This window comes from Achromobacter sp. RW408, from assembly GCF_003184165.1.
GTDB classification, from domain to species: domain Bacteria; phylum Pseudomonadota; class Gammaproteobacteria; order Burkholderiales; family Burkholderiaceae_B; genus Achromobacter; species Achromobacter xylosoxidans.
This window is the reverse complement of the sequence record NZ_QHHO01000049.1, coordinates 892,939-907,398: the sequence shown is the minus strand read 5'-3', so window position 1 is coordinate 907,398 and position 14,460 is coordinate 892,939. Positions and strand designations below refer to the sequence as shown.

Here is a 14,460-nt window from a genome sequence, read left to right as displayed (position 1 = left end):
TTGCACCTCACTCGATGTTCTGCGCCTGTTCGCGCATCTGCTCGATCAGCAGCTTCAGGTCCATGGCGGCGCGCGTGACTTCCATGCTGCCTGCCTTGGAACCCAGCGTATTGGCTTCGCGGTTCATTTCCTGGAACAGGAAGTCCAGGCGCTTGCCGGCGCTGCCGGCGTTCTTCTTGCCCGCGGCCTTGCCGCCGCCGTCGGTCAGCAGGTGGCGCAGTTCCTCCACGTGCGAACGCAGGCGCGACAGTTCCTCGGCAACGTCGATGCGCAGCGCGAACAGGTTGGCTTCCTGCGACAGGCGCTCGGACAGTTCGGCGCCCGAGATATGGGTGAAGCCGCCGGGGAAGGCCGATTCCACGCTTTCGCGCAGCTTGGCGGCGAGTTTGTCGCGGTGGTCGGCCAGCAGCTGGGGCAGGTGGTTCTGCACCAGTTCGACGATGCCGGCCACGCCGTCGGCGCAATCGCGCATCATGCCGGCCAGGCGTTCGCCTTCGCGCGCGCGGCCTTCCTGCAGCTGCTTGAGCGCTTCCTGGGCGGCCTGCATGCAGGCCGCGCCCCACACTTGCGGGTCGAGCGCGTCATTGGCGCGCTGGCCGGGCCAGTTGAACAGTTCCACCAGGCGCGGCGCGGCGATGTCGGGCAGGATGCGGCGCGCGGCCTGCAGTTGTTCGGCCAGGCTTTCGAGCCAGGCCGGTTCCAGCTTGGACAGGTCGGTGCTGGCATTGCGCGTGTACGACACGCGGATCTCGACCTTGCCGCGCGCCAGTTGCGCCGTCAGCAGTTCGCGCAGCGGCGTCTCGACGTGGCGCAGCTCGTCGGGCAGGCGGAAATAGAGGTCTAGGAAGCGGCTGTTGACGCTGCGCAGTTCCAGCGCCAGCGTGCCTTGTTCCAGGTCTGCCCGGGCGTTGCCGAAGGCGGTCATGCTGCGAATCATGGTGTCGATATCCTGTTGCTTGTTTTGGATCGGGCCGCGCCGGTTCCGCCTGTCCGTCGTGCGCGGACGCGGGCGGGTATATGCAACCCGTGTATCGCGGCAGGATACTCCAAACCCGGGCGGGGCAGCGACCGGCAACCCGTACAATGCCGCCAACCGAATCTGATTGGAGCCTTGCCATGACCACTGCCAACGCCATTGCCCGCCCGTCGGGCCGCGCCGTCGACGAACTGCGCCCGTTCAGCCTGGAGCGCGGTTTCACGCGCTACGCCGAAGGGTCGGTGCTGGTGAAGGCCGGCAATACGCACGTGCTGTGCACCGCCAGCGTGCTGGAAAAGGTGCCGCCGTTCCTCAAGGGCAAGGGCGAGGGCTGGGTCACGGCCGAATACGGCATGCTGCCGCGCGCCACCCACACCCGCGGCGACCGCGAGGCCGCGCGCGGCAAGCAGAGCGGCCGCACCCAGGAAATCCAGCGCCTGATCGGCCGCAGCCTGCGCGCCGTGTTCGACATGCGGGCGCTGGGCGAGCGCACGCTGCACCTGGATTGCGACGTGCTGCAGGCCGACGGCGGCACGCGCTGCGCCAGCATCACCGGCGCCTGGGTGGCGGCGTCCGACGCGGTGGCGCTGCTGATGCAGCGCGGCGACCTGGCCGTGAATCCAATCCGCGACGCGGTGGCGGCGGTGTCGGTCGGGCTGGTGCAGGGCCGTCCGGTGCTGGACCTGGACTACGAGGAAGACTCGGCCTGCGACGCCGACGTCAACGTCATCATGACGGGCGGCGGCGCCTTCGTGGAAGTGCAGGGCACGGGCGAGGGCGCCACCTTCACGCGCGCCGAACTGGACGCGATGCTGGGCCTGGCCGAGAACGGCATCGCCGGCCTGGTGCGGGCGCAGCGGGCGGCGCTGGCCTAAGCGGCCGGCGCGGGCCTCAGGGCAGCAGGGCGCCCACCTTGCCGGCCCGCTCCAGGCTCCAGATCGCGTCGATCAGGCCGCGCAGCTCGGTTTCGGTGGCGGCGTCGGCATAGCGGCCCAGGCTCAGCGTCTTGGCCTCGATCTCGTCGCGCGACAGGGTGTTGCCGGGATCGCCCTTGGGTTCGTCGACGCGGCCGTGCAGCACGCGGCCGTCGCGGGTATGCACCGTGACCTTGCCGATCCAGCGTTGTGGATAGGCGCCGTCGACCTCCGGATCCAGTTCCATCGTGACCCGGCCACGGAAGTCGGCCACTGCCGGATCGTCCAGCGCGGCATCGAATTCCGGCAGGCCGGCGCGCCCCTGGCGCGCGATCAGGCCCAGCACCGTGCCCATCGAGAACTTGGACTGGTGCACCGTGCGCGGATCGACCACCGGCCCCAGCACGTCGATGGCGCCCTGGTGCACGTGCGCCACCACGCGCGCGATGTCGCTTTCGGCCAGCTTGTGTTCGCGCAGCACCTGTTGCAGGGCGTCCGCCGCCGGATGGGTGTGGCGGCACGATGCATGGAACTTGAACGAGGTCTCGGCCAGCGCCCAGCGCGTGCCAAGGCGGTCGGTCAGGCGGGCCGGGTCGGCGTCGCTCGACATGCCGGCGGCCATGCCCTGCGGGCCTTCCAGGATGTGGCGCGCGCCGGTGAAGCCTTCCTGCGCCAGGTAGGCCGCAGCGATGCCGTTGGCGGCGGCGCGGGCGGTGTGCAGCTGCTTGGAATCGGCGGCATCGCGCAGGAATTCCCACAGGCCGGCGGCCTGGGTGCCGGCCGAGCCGAAGGCGTCCAGCATGGCCGCGGGCGACAGGCCCAGCAGGCGGCCGGTGGCCGCGGCGGCGGCCAGCGTGCCGGCGGTGCCGGTGGTGTGGAAGATCTTGTAATGCGAGCGGCCGAGGAATTCGCCGACGCGGATGCCGACCTCGTAGCCGGCCACGGCCGCCACCAGCAGGTCGCGGCCGCTGCGGCCCAGCGCCTGGGCCACCGCCAGCGCCGGCGGGAACACCACGGCGGCGGGGTGGAACACCGAACCATTATGTACGTCGTCCTGCTCGACCACGTGGGCGGCGGCGGCGTTGACCATGGCGGCGAACACCGGCGAGGTGCGGCGCCGGTTGATCAGGATCTCGCTGGGACCGTCCGCAGGCCCCATGGCGGCGGCGTAGCGGTCGATGGCCAGCACCGGGCGCGCCGAGGCGCCCGCCAGGATCGACGCCAGGCAATCCAGCAGCAGGTCTTCGGCGCGCCGCAGCACCGGGGCGGGGATGTCCTCGAAACGCAGGTTGGCGGCGAAGGCGGCGAGGGTGGCGCTGGGGGAGGAGGTGTCGGTGGTCATGGTCAGAAGGAGCGCGGCAGGCCCAGGATGTGTTCGGCGACGTAGGACAGGATCAGGTTGGTCGAGATCGGCGCGACCTGGTACAGGCGGGTTTCGCGGAACTTGCGCTCGACGTCGTATTCGGTGGCGAAGCCGAAGCCGCCGTGGAACTGCAGGCAGGCGTTGGCAGCTTCCCAGGAGGCGTCGGCGGCCAGCAGCTTGGCCATGTTGGCCTGCGCGCCGCAGGGTTCGTGGGCGTCGAACAGGCGGCAGGCCTCGTAGCGCATCAGGCTGGCCGCCTCGACGTTGATGTGGGCGCGGGCGATGGGGAACTGCACGCCCTGGTTCTGGCCGATGGGGCGGCCGAACACCATGCGTTCCTTGGCGTAGGCGGTGACCTTGTCGACGAACCAGTAGCCGTCGCCGATGCACTCGGCGGCGATCAGGGTGCGCTCGGCGTTCAGCCCGTCCAGGATGTACTTGAAACCCTTGCCTTCCTCGCCGATCAGATTGTCGGCCGGGATCTCGAGGTTGTCGAAGAACAGCTCGTTGGTCTCGTGGTTGACCATGTTGGGGATCGGGCGGATCGACATGCCGTGCTTGACCGCCTCGTGCAGGTCCACCAGGAAGATCGACATGCCCTCGGACTTGCGCGTGACCTGGTCCAGCGGCGTGGTCCGGGCCAGCAGGATCATCAGGTCGGAATGCTGCACCCGCGAGATCCAGACCTTCTGGCCGTTGATGACGTAGCGGTCGCCGCGGCGCACGGCGGTGGTCTTGATCTTGGTGGTGTCGGTGCCGGTGGTGGGTTCGGTCACGCCCATGGACTGCAGGCGCAGCTCGCCGGCGGCGATGCGCGGCAGGTATTCGCGCTTCTGCGCCTCGGAACCATGCCGCAGCAGGGTGCCCATGTTGTACATCTGGCCATGGCAGGCGCCGGAATTGCCGCCGCTGCGGTTGATTTCCTCCATGATGACCGAGGCTTCGGTCAGGCCCAGGCCCGAGCCGCCGTATTCCTGCGGGATCAGCGCGGCCAGCCAGCCGGCCTCGGTCAGGGCGCGCACGAAGGCGTCGGGATAACCGCGTTCTTCATCGATCTTGCGGAAATATTCGGCGGGGAACTGGGCGCACAGGTCGCGGACGGCTTCGCGGATGTCCTGGTAGGCGTGGGAGGCTTGAGGCATGGGGTGGGTTGCGATGTCGACAATGAAAGGGAATTCGGGACAGGATCGAATGTGCCGCAAGGCGCCGCGCCTGCCAATTCACAATTCATTAATACGGGGTTCCTGTTCGCAAAAGCGCATTTATGTGACCGCCGTTCGTCATGCGGGGAGCGGGGTTGTGTCAAGAAATTGCCAAACTGCATCCCCATAATCGCCCCGATACGCCTAGGTGGCGATGCAACAGACGGATGGATATGCGGAAAAATCTCAGGGTGACGACGGCGGTTTCCGCCATTCTGGCGGTGTTTGTGGCGCTGTTCGCGCTGGCCGCGGCGGCCGGCATCTTCGTGCTGCGCGAAAACCGCGCCGACATCGAGGCGCTGGGCCGCGGCAGCATCGAGCGCGCCAGCGACCTGTCGGACATGACCAGCCGGCTGTTCCAGGCGCGCGCCGCGCTGACCGACGCCAAAACCGCCATGGAAGGCGGACTGGAGGAGGCGCGCGACCAGTCGCTGAACCAGGCCGACGCGCTGCTCAAGCAGGCGGCGGCCAGCCAGGCGCGGCTGCGCGCCAATGCCGACACCAGCGCGCAGGGGGCGCCGCTGTTCGACCAGACGCTGGCGGCGTATGCCGCCTTTGCCGACCAGACCCTGGCGCCGATGTTCAAGGCGATCAAGGGCTGGAATGGCATCGAGGTCAACCGGCTGGTCGACAAGGTGCTGCCGGTGTCCGGCTCGGCCTACGTCAAGCAGGCCGAGGCCTACCAGGCCTACGCGCGCCAGCAGGGCCAGGCGGCGGTGGCCGGCGCCAGCCAGACCATGCAGCGGGTGACGCTGGTGGCCGCGGCCGTGCTCGGCTTCGTGCTGGTGCTGGCGGTGCTGATCCGGCTGGCCGTGCGCCGGCGCATCCTGCGCCCGTTGAACGAGGCCGGCGCGCACTTCGACCGCATCGCCGACGGCGACCTGACCGGCAATATCGCCGTCCATGGCGACAACGAGATCGGCGTGCTGTATTCGGCCATGCGCCGCATGCAGACCGGCCTGTCGGCGGCGGTGGCGTCGGTGCGCCATGGCGTCGAGGAAATCCATACGGGCTCGGGCGAGATCGCCGCCGGCGGCGCCGACATGTCGGACCGCACCGCGCGCCAGGCCGGGTCGTTGCAGGAAGCGGCGGCCAACATGACGCAGCTGGCGCACACGGTGCAGATGACCGCGGGCAACGCCGATCTGGCGAGCCGCCAGGCGCTCGGCGCCACGCAGCTTGCGCAGCGCGGCGGGCAGGCGGTGGAGGAAGTCGTGACCAGCATGCAAGGCATCGCCGACAGCGCGCGGCGCATCGGCGAGATCGTCGGCGTGGTCGACAGTATCGCCTTTCAGACCAACATCCTGGCATTGAACGCGGCGGTGGAAGCGGCCCGCGCCGGCGAGCAGGGCAAGGGCTTCGCGGTGGTGGCGGGTGAAGTGCGCTCGCTGGCGCAGCGCAGCGCGCAGGCGGCCAAGGAAATCAAGGGCTTGATCGAGGATTCGAATTCGCGCGTCGAGGCCGGCGTGCGCCAGGTCAATCTGGCCGGCGACACCATGCGCGACATGCTGGTGTCGGTCGACCGCGTGACGCAGATCGTGGCCGAGATCTCCAGCGCCACGGCCGAGCAGGCCGCGGGTATCGCTTCGGTCAATGACGCCGTGGCGGACATCGAGCGTTCGACCCAGGAGAACGCCGCCATGGTCGAACAGACGGCCGCCGCCGCGGCCGCGCTGGAGCTGCAGGCGCAGCATCTGCGCCGGGCGGTGTCGGTATTCCAGATCGCCCAGGCGCAGGCAGCCGGCCACGCTTCAGGCGGCGACCTGCGGCAGGCTGGCGCCGCTGTAGCGCTCGGCCACCAGCGACAGGTTCCCATGCTTGACCTTGTGCTTGACATGGGCGGCGGCCGACGCGATGTCCTCCGGGCGGATGCGCTCGCATAGGGACGGGGTGACGGTGAGGGCGCCGACACCCAGTGTCACGAACGGGAAGAAGCGCGGCACGCCGTAGCGGTCCTCGGCCTCGATGCCGCCGTTGCGGCGGCCTTCGTCGTCGTACAGGTCGATGGCGCGTTCATTGAATTCGGCGATGATGCGCTGGATGCGTTCGCTCCAGTCGGGGCTGCGCAGCAGCACCACGAAGTCGTCGCCGCCAACGTGGCCGACGAAATCGCGCAGCGGGTCGCAGTGGCGCTTGATGACGTCGGCGGTCAGCATGATCATGTCGTCGCCGCGCCAGTAGCCGTAGACGTCGTTGAACGGCTTGAAGTTGTTCAGGTCGCCATAGCAGATGGTGAAGTCCGCGGCGTCGTCCAGCAGCGTGGCGATGTGCCGGCTGATGGGGATGTTGCCCGGCAGCGAGGTCAGCGGATTGGCATAGCGCGCGGCCTCGATGCGCATCTCGGTCACGGACCGCACCAGCGTCTCGCCGGTGGCCAGGCCGTCGTAGCGGCCGTCGCGGGTGATGATCAGCCCGTCCATCAGGTAGCGCTGGTCTTCGGAGATCAGCACGTGGCTCAACTGGTCGATGGACACGTCCAGGTCGACCAGCACCGGCTCGGCGTTCATGAAGGTCGAGCAGGCGTCGCGGCCGAACAGCTCGCGGGTGTAGCGCTGCGCATAGTGCTCGGAAAAATCGCGGCGGTTGATGATGCCCACCGGCCGGTTGTCGGCGTCGACCACGGCCACCGCGTGCAGGCTCTTGTGCTCGATGAAGAGACGATGCACGTCGTCGTTGGTGTGCTTGTTCAGCAAGGCGGCCGGGGCCTCGACCCGCAGGCTGGCGGCGGTGCCGCCGGCCGATCGTTGCGACAGCGGAGCCGGCGCGCGCACCCGCAGCGAGTCGCGCAGCGGCGGGGTCAGTTCGGTCAGCAGGGTTTCGTCGGGACGGCCCAGCAGCCAGCCCTGGGCGTAGCGGATCTCCAGGTCGCGCACCACCGCCAGGTCCTCGGCGGTCTCGATGCCCTCGGCGACGATGGCCGTGCCCAGGTACTGCGCCACCTTGAGGATGGCGCGCACCATGTTCTGCTTGCGGTCGTCGTGGCCGATGCCATTGAAGAAGTAGCGGTCGATCTTGACCAGGTCGGGCTGCATTTCGGCCCATAGCTGCAGGTTCGAATTGCCCACGCCATAGTCGTCCAGCGCGATGCGCATGCCATATTCGCGCAGGCAGGCGAAGGCGCTGCCCAGCGTCGACATGTGCTCGGACAGCGGGTCCTGCTCGGTCAGTTCGACAATGATGTCGGACGGCGCCAGGGTGCAGTCCTTGAGCAGGCGCAAGGGCATTTCGTCGCCCCACAGCGACCAGTAGTGGATCAGCGCCGAACCCGACAGGTTCAGGAACAGCTTGCCGGCAGCCGGGTTCTGGTTGAAACCCTGGGCGCCGGCGCGAAAGCTCGCCAGCTCCAGTTGTGGATGCAGGCCCTGGCGGCGGGCCTCGGCGAACAGGGCGTCGGGAAAGTGCAGGGTGGTGTCGACCGGGCCGCGGATCAGGCTTTCGTGGCCATAGATGCGGCTGTGGGACAGGTCGATCACCGGTTGAAAACGGGGTCGCAACAGCCGTTCGCGCAGGATGCCCGCCAGGCTGACCGGCGCGGGCGTCGCGGCGCCGGTGGAAAGGGGAGGCGCGCTGGCCGCGGCCGGCCGGGGCAAAGCGTGAAGTGGGTTCATCGCCGGGGCGTTCAGATACGATCAGTGACAAGATTGATCATATTGACAACGAAATATGTCGGTGTTGTTTCGCCATCGCGGCGGTTACGCCTGGGCATCGGCCCCGCGCCCTATACAATTTGGCCCATGACATCCCCCAAGATTCCCGATTCCCTGCGCCGCGTCGTGCTGGCGTCCAACAACCCCGGCAAGCTGCGCGAGTTCTCCGCCTTGTTCGCGCCGCTCGGCATCGAGCTGGTGCCGCAGGGCGAACTCGGCGTGCCCGAAGCCGAGGAGCCGCACGTCACCTTCGTCGAAAACGCGCTGGCCAAGGCGCGCCACGCCAGCCGCCTGACCGGCCTGCCGGCGCTGGCCGACGATTCGGGCCTTTGCGTGGCCGCGCTGGGCGGCGCGCCGGGCGTGTACTCGGCCCGCTACGCCAAGATGCATGGCGGCGAGAAATCCGACCAGGCCAACAACGCGCTGCTGGTCGAGAAGCTGGCGGCGGTCAGCGACCGCAGCGCCTGTTACGTGGCGGTGCTGGCCCTGGTGCGCGGCGAGAACGATCCGCGTCCCCTGATCGGCGAAGGCCTGTGGCAGGGCGAGATCATCGACCAGCCCGAAGGGGTGAACGGTTTCGGCTACGATCCGCATTTCTATCTGCCCGATCAGGGCCTGACGGCCGCCGCGCTCGAACCCGAGGAAAAGAATGCCATCAGCCATCGCGCCCGGGCCCTGCGCGAATTGCTGAGCAAGCTGAACCAGGCTTGACACGGGCGTCGTGGCGCCCAGGAACACCGAATGTCCATCACCATCCCCATCCGCGCCGAATCGGGCGCGGCCCGTACGCGCCTGGTCACCCCGGCCGGCGCCACGCTGACCAGCCTGCCGCCGCTGTCGGTCTATGTGCACGTGCCATGGTGCGTGCGCAAGTGTCCGTACTGTGATTTCAACTCGCATGCGGCGCCCGGCGGCGAGATTCCCGAACGCGCCTACCTGGACGCATTGCGCAGCGACCTGGAGCAGGCGCTGCCGTCGATCTGGGGCCGCCAGGTGGTTTCGGTATTCATCGGCGGCGGCACGCCCAGCCTGCTCTCGGCCGCCGGCCTGGACGAGCTGCTGGCAATGCTGCGCGCCTGTCTGAACGTATGGCCCGACGCTGAAATCACCATGGAGGCCAATCCCGGCACCGCCGAGGCCGGCCGGTTCCGCGACTACGCCGCCAGCGGCGTGACGCGCTTTTCGCTGGGCATCCAGAGCTTCGACGACGCCCAATTGAAGAAGCTGGGCCGCATCCACGATTCGGCCCAGGCCCGCGCCGCCATCGAGATGGCTCAGCGCGCCGCGCCGCGCGTCAATCTGGACATGATGTTCGCGCTGCCCGGGCAGACCCTGGCGGCCTGCGTGGACGATCTGCGCCAGGCCATCGGCTTCGGCACCGAGCACCTGTCGCTCTATCACCTGACGATGGAGCCGAACACGGTATTCGCCAAGTTTCCCCCCGAAGACCTGCCGGACGACGACACCAGCGCCGCGATGCAGGACGCGGTCGAGGCCGAACTTGCCGCGGCCGGCCTGGCGCGCTACGAGGTCTCGGCGTACGCGCGGCCCGGCGCGCGCTGCCGCCACAACCTGAACTACTGGGAATTCGGCGACTACCTCGGCCTGGGGCCAGGCGCGCACGGCAAGTTGTCGTTCCACGACCGCATCGTGCGCGAGGCGCGCCTGCGCAGTCCGGAGTCCTGGTTGCGGGCCGCCGCCGCGCGCGACGGCAGCCACCTGGCCGAGAGCCGCCAGGTCGGCCCGGACGAACTGCCGTTCGAGTTCATGCTCAATGCCTTGCGGCTCAAGGACGGGGTGGCCGCCACCCTGTTCAACGAGCGCACCGGCCTGTCGCTGGCCGCCATTGCGCACCAATTGGAGGCAGCGTCCGCCAAGGGCCTGCTGGACGCCGATCCCACCCGGCTGCGGGCCACGCCCCTGGGCTGGCGCTTCCTGAACGACCTGCAGGAAATGTTCCTGTAGCAATCAGGCACCAGGATGGGGCAATCATGCCCCATCTTTTGCACCAAATTGGTGCTACATTTTCCCATCGCCTTGCCGCCTTCCCCGGGCAATCCCGGGGGTGAAACCTGGCACGCTTATTGCTTCCCTCTTTTATGCCAGTCGAGCGGCACAGCCCTCGACCCTTTTATCTAATGGAGATGACATGGCAAGCCCGAAAGACGTCCTGAAACAGATCGCCGACAACGAAGTCAAATTCGTGGATTTCCGCTTTACCGATACGGTCGGCCGCGAGCACCACGTGTCGGTGCCCACGACCGCGATCGATGAAGACAAGCTGGAAAGCGGGCAGGCCTTCGACGGTTCGTCGATCCCGGGCTGGAAGGGCATCGAAGCCTCCGACATGCTGCTCATCCCCGACCTGGCCACCGCCAACCTGGATCCGTTCCGCGAAGAGCCGACCCTGATCCTGTCGTGCGACGTGGTCGAGCCGTCCGACCTGAAGGGCTACGACCGCGACCCGCGTTCGCTGGCCAAGCGCGCCGAAGCCTACCTGAAGGCCTCGGGCCTGGGCGACACCGCCTACTTCGGTCCGGAACCCGAATTCTTCGTGTTCGACGGCGTGACCTGGAACACCGACATGTCGGGCACCTTCGTCAAGATCAAGTCGGAAGAGGCCTCCTGGTCCACCGGCCTGGAATTCGAAGGCGGCAACACCGGCCATCGTCCCGCGGTCAAGGGCGGCTACTTCCCGGTTCCCCCGGTTGACTCGTTCCAGGACATGCGTTCGGAAATGTGCCTGCTGATGGAACAGATGGGCGTGCCGGTCGAAGTGCACCACCATGAAGTGGCCGGCGCCGGCCAGCTGGAAATCGGCACCAAGTTCAGCACCCTGGTGCAACGCGCCGACTGGACCCAGATCGTCAAGTACATCGTGCACAACGTGGCCCACGCCTACGGCAAGACCGCCACCTTCATGCCCAAGCCCGTCGTCGGCGACAACGGTTCCGGCATGCACGTGCACCAGTCGATCTGGAAGGACGGCCAGAACCTGTTCGCGGGCAACGGCTACGCCGGCCTGTCGGAATTCGCGCTGTACTACATCGGCGGCATCATCAAGCACGCCCGCGCGCTGAACGCCATCACCAACCCCGGCACCAACTCGTACAAGCGCCTGGTTCCGCACTACGAAGCCCCGGTCAAGCTGGCCTACTCGGCCCGCAACCGTTCGGCCTCGATCCGCATCCCGTACGTGGGCAACCCGAAGGGCCGTCGCGTCGAAGCGCGCTTCCCGGACCCCCTGGCCAACCCGTACCTGGCCTTCTCGGCCCTGATGATGGCCGGCCTGGACGGCGTGCAGAACAAGATCCACCCGGGCGATCCGGCCGACAAGAACCTGTACGACCTGCCGCCGGAAGAAGACGCGAAGATCCCGACCGTCTGCTCCTCGCTGGAACAGGCCCTGGAAGCGCTGGACAACGACCGCGAGTTCCTGACCCGCGGCGGCGTGTTCAGCAACGACATGCTCAACGCCTACATCGACCTGAAGATGGCCGATGTGAACCGTCTGCGCATGACCACGCATCCGGTCGAATTCGACATGTACTACAGCCTCTGATCCCAGGGGCCGTGGCTGGGGGAGCGCGATGATGTAGGCAGAAACCAGGGCCGACACCACGCGCACCGCCAGGTCGCCGACCAAAGGCTTGCCCGTCCGGCCCCGCGCCGGCGGGCAGGGCGCCGCGCTCGCGGGCGCCGCCGGACCGGCGTGCCGATTTCCCCCATGTAGTCATTCGGGTACGTTGAAAAATGAATGTAGAAGCTCTCGATCTGCTTGCCACGTCCGTTTTCCTGGTCAACGAACGCGGTCATATCGAATACGCCAATGCGGCCGCCGAGGATCTTTTCGGCCGTTCCCGCAAGCAGCTGCGCGGCCATTCCGCCGCCACGCTGTTCGACAATCCTGAGAACATTCAGTCGTCCATCGACCGCGCCGCCGCTGGCAGGTATGCCGACGTCCGGCAACTGGCATCGCTGCGCCGCGCCGCTGAATCGGTGGAAGTGGCGGTGACCACGGTGGGACTGAGCGGCCAGCCCTGGCCCGCATTGATCGAGACCCGCGAGATCGAGCAGCGCGTGCTGGCCGACCGCAATCACCGCCTGGTCGACGAGATCGAGGCGCACCGCGAGCTGCTGCGCAACCTCGCGCATGAAGTCAAGAATCCCCTGGGCGGCTTGCGCGGCGCCGCGCAACTGCTGGAAGCCGAGCTGCCGAGCGCGGCGCTGGCCGAATACACCCAGGTCATCATTTCCGAAGCCGACCGCCTGCAGGCGCTGGTGGACCGCCTGAGCGGGCCGCAGCGCGTGCCGCTGAACGCGCGGCCGGTGAACATCCACGAGATCTGCGAGCGCGTCTGCGCGCTGATCCAGGCCGAATTCCGCAACGACGTCACGCTGGTGCGCGACTACGACGCCTCCATGCCCGACCTGAAGGGCGACGCCGCCCGCCTGATGCAGGCGGTGCTGAACGTGGCCCGCAACGCCGCGCAGGAACTGGTGGCGCGGCCGCAGGCGCCCGGGCTGGAGCCGGGCGTGGTCACGCTGCGCACGCGCGTCGCGCGGCAGGTCATGCTGGCGCACCGCCAGCACCGCCTGGCGCTGGAACTGTCCATCATCGACAACGGCCCCGGCGTGCCGGACCACATCCGCGACCGCATCTTCCACCCCCTGGTCACCGCTCGCGCCGGCGGGACCGGGCTGGGCCTGAGCCTGGCCCAGGATTTCGTGCAGCAGCACGGAGGCATCATCGAATTTGAATCCCGACCCGGGCGCACCGAGTTTCGCCTGGTCCTACCGATGGAGCCCGCACTCTGATGAAACCCGTATGGATCGTCGACGACGACCAGGCCATCCGCTGGGTCCTCGAAAAGGCCCTGGCCCGCGCCGGTGTCCCCACCCGTAGTTTTTCCCAGGCCGCCGACGTGCTCGAAGCGCTGTCGCACGAGACGCCCGTCGCCCTGGTTTCCGATATCCGCATGCCCGGCGGCAACGGCCTCGAACTGCTGCGCCAGCTCAAGGAACGCCATCCGGGCCTGCCGGTCATCGTCATGACCGCCTTCGCCGACCTGGACAGCACCGTGTCGGCCTTCCAGGGCGGGGCCTTCGACTACCTGGCCAAGCCCTTCGACGTGAACGAGGCGGTCGCGCTGATCCAGCGCGCCATGCAGGAATCGGCCCAGCCCGAGAGTCCCGAAGGGCAGGGCGAAGCCCAGAACAACGAGCGCTGGATGATGACGCAGTCCTCGTCCACCGCCATGCAGGAAGTGTTCCGCGCCATCGGCCGGCTGGCGCAGTCCAAGGTCACCGTGCTGATCACCGGCGAGTCCGGCACCGGCAAGGAGCTGGTGGCGCGCGCGCTGCACGGCCACGGCGTGCGCGCCAGCGGCCCGTTCGTGGCGCTGAACGCCGCCGCCATTCCGCGCGACCTGCTGGAAGCCGAACTGTTCGGCCATGAGCGTGGCGCCTTCACCGGCGCCAACACGCTGCGCCGCGGCCGCTTCGAAGAAGCCCACGGCGGCACGCTGTTCCTGGATGAAATCGGCGACATGCCGATCGAGCTGCAGACCCGCCTGCTGCGCGTGCTGGCCGAGGGCAGCTTCTATCGCGTCGGCGGCGCCCAGCCGGTGCGGGTCGACGTGCGCATCGTCGCCGCCACCCACCAGCCGCTGGAACAACGGGTCGAGCAGGGCCTGTTCCGCGAAGACCTGTTCCACCGCCTGAACGTGATCCGCCTGCGCCTGCCGCCGCTGCGCGAGCGGGTCGAGGACATTCCCGCGCTCGCCCAGCATTTCCTGACGGCCAGCGCGCGCTCGCTGGGCGTGCCGGTCAAGCGGCTGACGCCCGAGGCGCTGGCGGTGCTGACCAAGTTCGATTTTCCCGGCAACGTGCGCCAGCTGGAGAACTTCTGCCACTGGCTCACCGTCATGGCCCCGGGCCAGACGGTCGAGCGCGCCGACCTGCCGCCCGAGATCCGCGCCATGGAACACGCGCCGGCCGCCGGCACGGTCTCGCCGCGCCCGCCGGCCGGCGCCAGCGTCGCCGCCATCGGCACCGTGGTCCAGCACGCGCCGGCCGCCGCCATCGACGACGACGCGCCACGCAACTGGCAGGACTCGCTGCTGCGCGACGCCCAGTACCGCCTGGAACGCGGCGAACCCGCCGTCATGGCGACCCTGACGCGCCAGTTCGAGAAAATCCTGCTGCAAAGCGCCCTGGACGCCAGCCGCGGCCGCCGCGTCGAAGCCGCCTCGCGGCTGGGCATCGGCCGCAACACCATCACCCGCAAGCTGCGCGAACTCGGCATCGAAGACGAGTAGGGCGCGTTTGCCTGGAACACGCGGGCGGCGCTGCGTCG

Annotated in this window: 10 protein-coding genes and 1 pseudogene; 7 read left to right on the top strand and 4 right to left on the bottom strand. The window is 68.3% G+C overall.

Annotated elements, in window-relative coordinates; all coding sequences use genetic code 11:
* Positions 1–7: 7 nt before the first annotated feature.
* The gene (locus DK459_RS23690) at positions 8–937 is read right to left on the bottom strand and encodes a YicC/YloC family endoribonuclease (protein ID WP_006388223.1); all 930 of its coding nucleotides are present in this window, start codon (positions 935–937) and stop codon (positions 8–10) included.
* Positions 938–1,116: 179 nt separating this feature from the next.
* Here DK459_RS23690 and rph point away from each other — a divergent pair, with 179 nt between their 5' ends.
* Positions 1,117–1,851, top strand: coding sequence for a ribonuclease PH (gene rph, locus DK459_RS23685; protein WP_006388224.1), 735 nt, complete (start codon positions 1,117–1,119; stop codon positions 1,849–1,851).
* Between the two features lie 16 nt (positions 1,852–1,867).
* Here rph and DK459_RS23680 read toward each other — a convergent pair whose 3' ends face one another.
* Complete coding sequence (locus DK459_RS23680; RefSeq protein ID WP_370445620.1) at positions 1,868–3,238, bottom strand: MmgE/PrpD family protein; 1,371 nt, start codon at positions 3,236–3,238, stop codon at positions 1,868–1,870.
* Positions 3,235–4,395, bottom strand: a complete 1,161-nt coding sequence (locus tag DK459_RS23675) for an acyl-CoA dehydrogenase family protein (RefSeq protein WP_006388226.1) — start codon at positions 4,393–4,395, stop codon at positions 3,235–3,237. Before DK459_RS23675 ends, DK459_RS23680 begins: the two co-directional genes overlap by 4 nt.
* 140 nt (positions 4,396–4,535) lie before the next feature.
* Between DK459_RS23675 and DK459_RS23670 the strand changes: the two are divergent.
* Positions 4,536–6,062, top strand: a pseudogene (locus DK459_RS23670) (methyl-accepting chemotaxis protein); the annotation flags it as partial.
* A 144-nt stretch (positions 6,063–6,206) separates the two neighbouring features.
* On the opposite strand, the gene DK459_RS23665 reads toward DK459_RS23670, so the two are convergent.
* Positions 6,207–8,063: an EAL domain-containing protein gene (locus tag DK459_RS23665; protein ID WP_006388228.1), complete on the bottom strand. Its 1,857-nt coding sequence runs from the start codon at positions 8,061–8,063 to the stop codon at positions 6,207–6,209.
* 126 nt (positions 8,064–8,189) lie between these two features.
* On the opposite strand from DK459_RS23665, the gene rdgB reads away from it, so the two are divergent.
* The 5 genes from rdgB (at position 8,190) to ntrC (ending at position 14,422) form a co-directional block, all read left to right on the top strand.
* Positions 8,190–8,813 (top strand): RdgB/HAM1 family non-canonical purine NTP pyrophosphatase, encoded by a 624-nt coding sequence (gene rdgB / locus DK459_RS23660; RefSeq protein ID WP_054472155.1) that lies wholly within the window; start codon positions 8,190–8,192, stop codon positions 8,811–8,813.
* A gap of 30 nt (positions 8,814–8,843) precedes the next feature.
* Positions 8,844–10,067 (top strand): radical SAM family heme chaperone HemW, encoded by a 1,224-nt coding sequence (gene hemW / locus DK459_RS23655; protein WP_020927522.1) that lies wholly within the window; start codon positions 8,844–8,846, stop codon positions 10,065–10,067.
* Between the two features lie 184 nt (positions 10,068–10,251).
* Positions 10,252–11,664 (top strand): type I glutamate--ammonia ligase, encoded by a 1,413-nt coding sequence (gene glnA / locus DK459_RS23650; protein ID WP_024068759.1) that lies wholly within the window; start codon positions 10,252–10,254, stop codon positions 11,662–11,664.
* 191 nt (positions 11,665–11,855) lie between these two features.
* Positions 11,856–12,920 carry a nitrogen regulation protein NR(II) gene (glnL, locus tag DK459_RS23645; protein ID WP_006388232.1) on the top strand — a complete coding sequence of 355 codons (1,065 nt, stop codon included), beginning with the start codon at positions 11,856–11,858 and terminating at the stop codon, positions 12,918–12,920.
* Complete coding sequence (ntrC, locus tag DK459_RS23640) at positions 12,920–14,422, top strand: nitrogen regulation protein NR(I) (protein ID WP_006388233.1); 1,503 nt, start codon at positions 12,920–12,922, stop codon at positions 14,420–14,422. Before glnL ends, ntrC begins: the two co-directional genes overlap by 1 nt.
* Positions 14,423–14,460 lie beyond the last annotated feature (38 nt).

Excerpts from the sequence above, each read along its gene's own strand:
- DK459_RS23690 (WP_006388223.1), bottom strand. The coding sequence starts at position 937 with ATGATTCGCAGCATGACCGCCTTCGGCAACGCCCGGGCAGACCTGGAA.
- rph (WP_006388224.1), top strand. The coding sequence starts at position 1,117 with ATGACCACTGCCAACGCCATTGCCCGCCCGTCGGGCCGCGCCGTCGAC.
- DK459_RS23675 (WP_006388226.1), bottom strand. The coding sequence starts at position 4,395 with ATGCCTCAAGCCTCCCACGCCTACCAGGACATCCGCGAAGCCGTCCGC.
- DK459_RS23665 (WP_006388228.1), bottom strand. The coding sequence starts at position 8,063 with ATGAACCCACTTCACGCTTTGCCCCGGCCGGCCGCGGCCAGCGCGCCT.
- rdgB (WP_054472155.1), top strand. The coding sequence starts at position 8,190 with ATGACATCCCCCAAGATTCCCGATTCCCTGCGCCGCGTCGTGCTGGCG.
- hemW (WP_020927522.1), top strand. The coding sequence starts at position 8,844 with ATGTCCATCACCATCCCCATCCGCGCCGAATCGGGCGCGGCCCGTACG.
- glnA (WP_024068759.1), top strand. The coding sequence starts at position 10,252 with ATGGCAAGCCCGAAAGACGTCCTGAAACAGATCGCCGACAACGAAGTC.
- glnL (WP_006388232.1), top strand. The coding sequence starts at position 11,856 with ATGAATGTAGAAGCTCTCGATCTGCTTGCCACGTCCGTTTTCCTGGTC.
- ntrC (WP_006388233.1), top strand. The coding sequence starts at position 12,920 with ATGAAACCCGTATGGATCGTCGACGACGACCAGGCCATCCGCTGGGTC.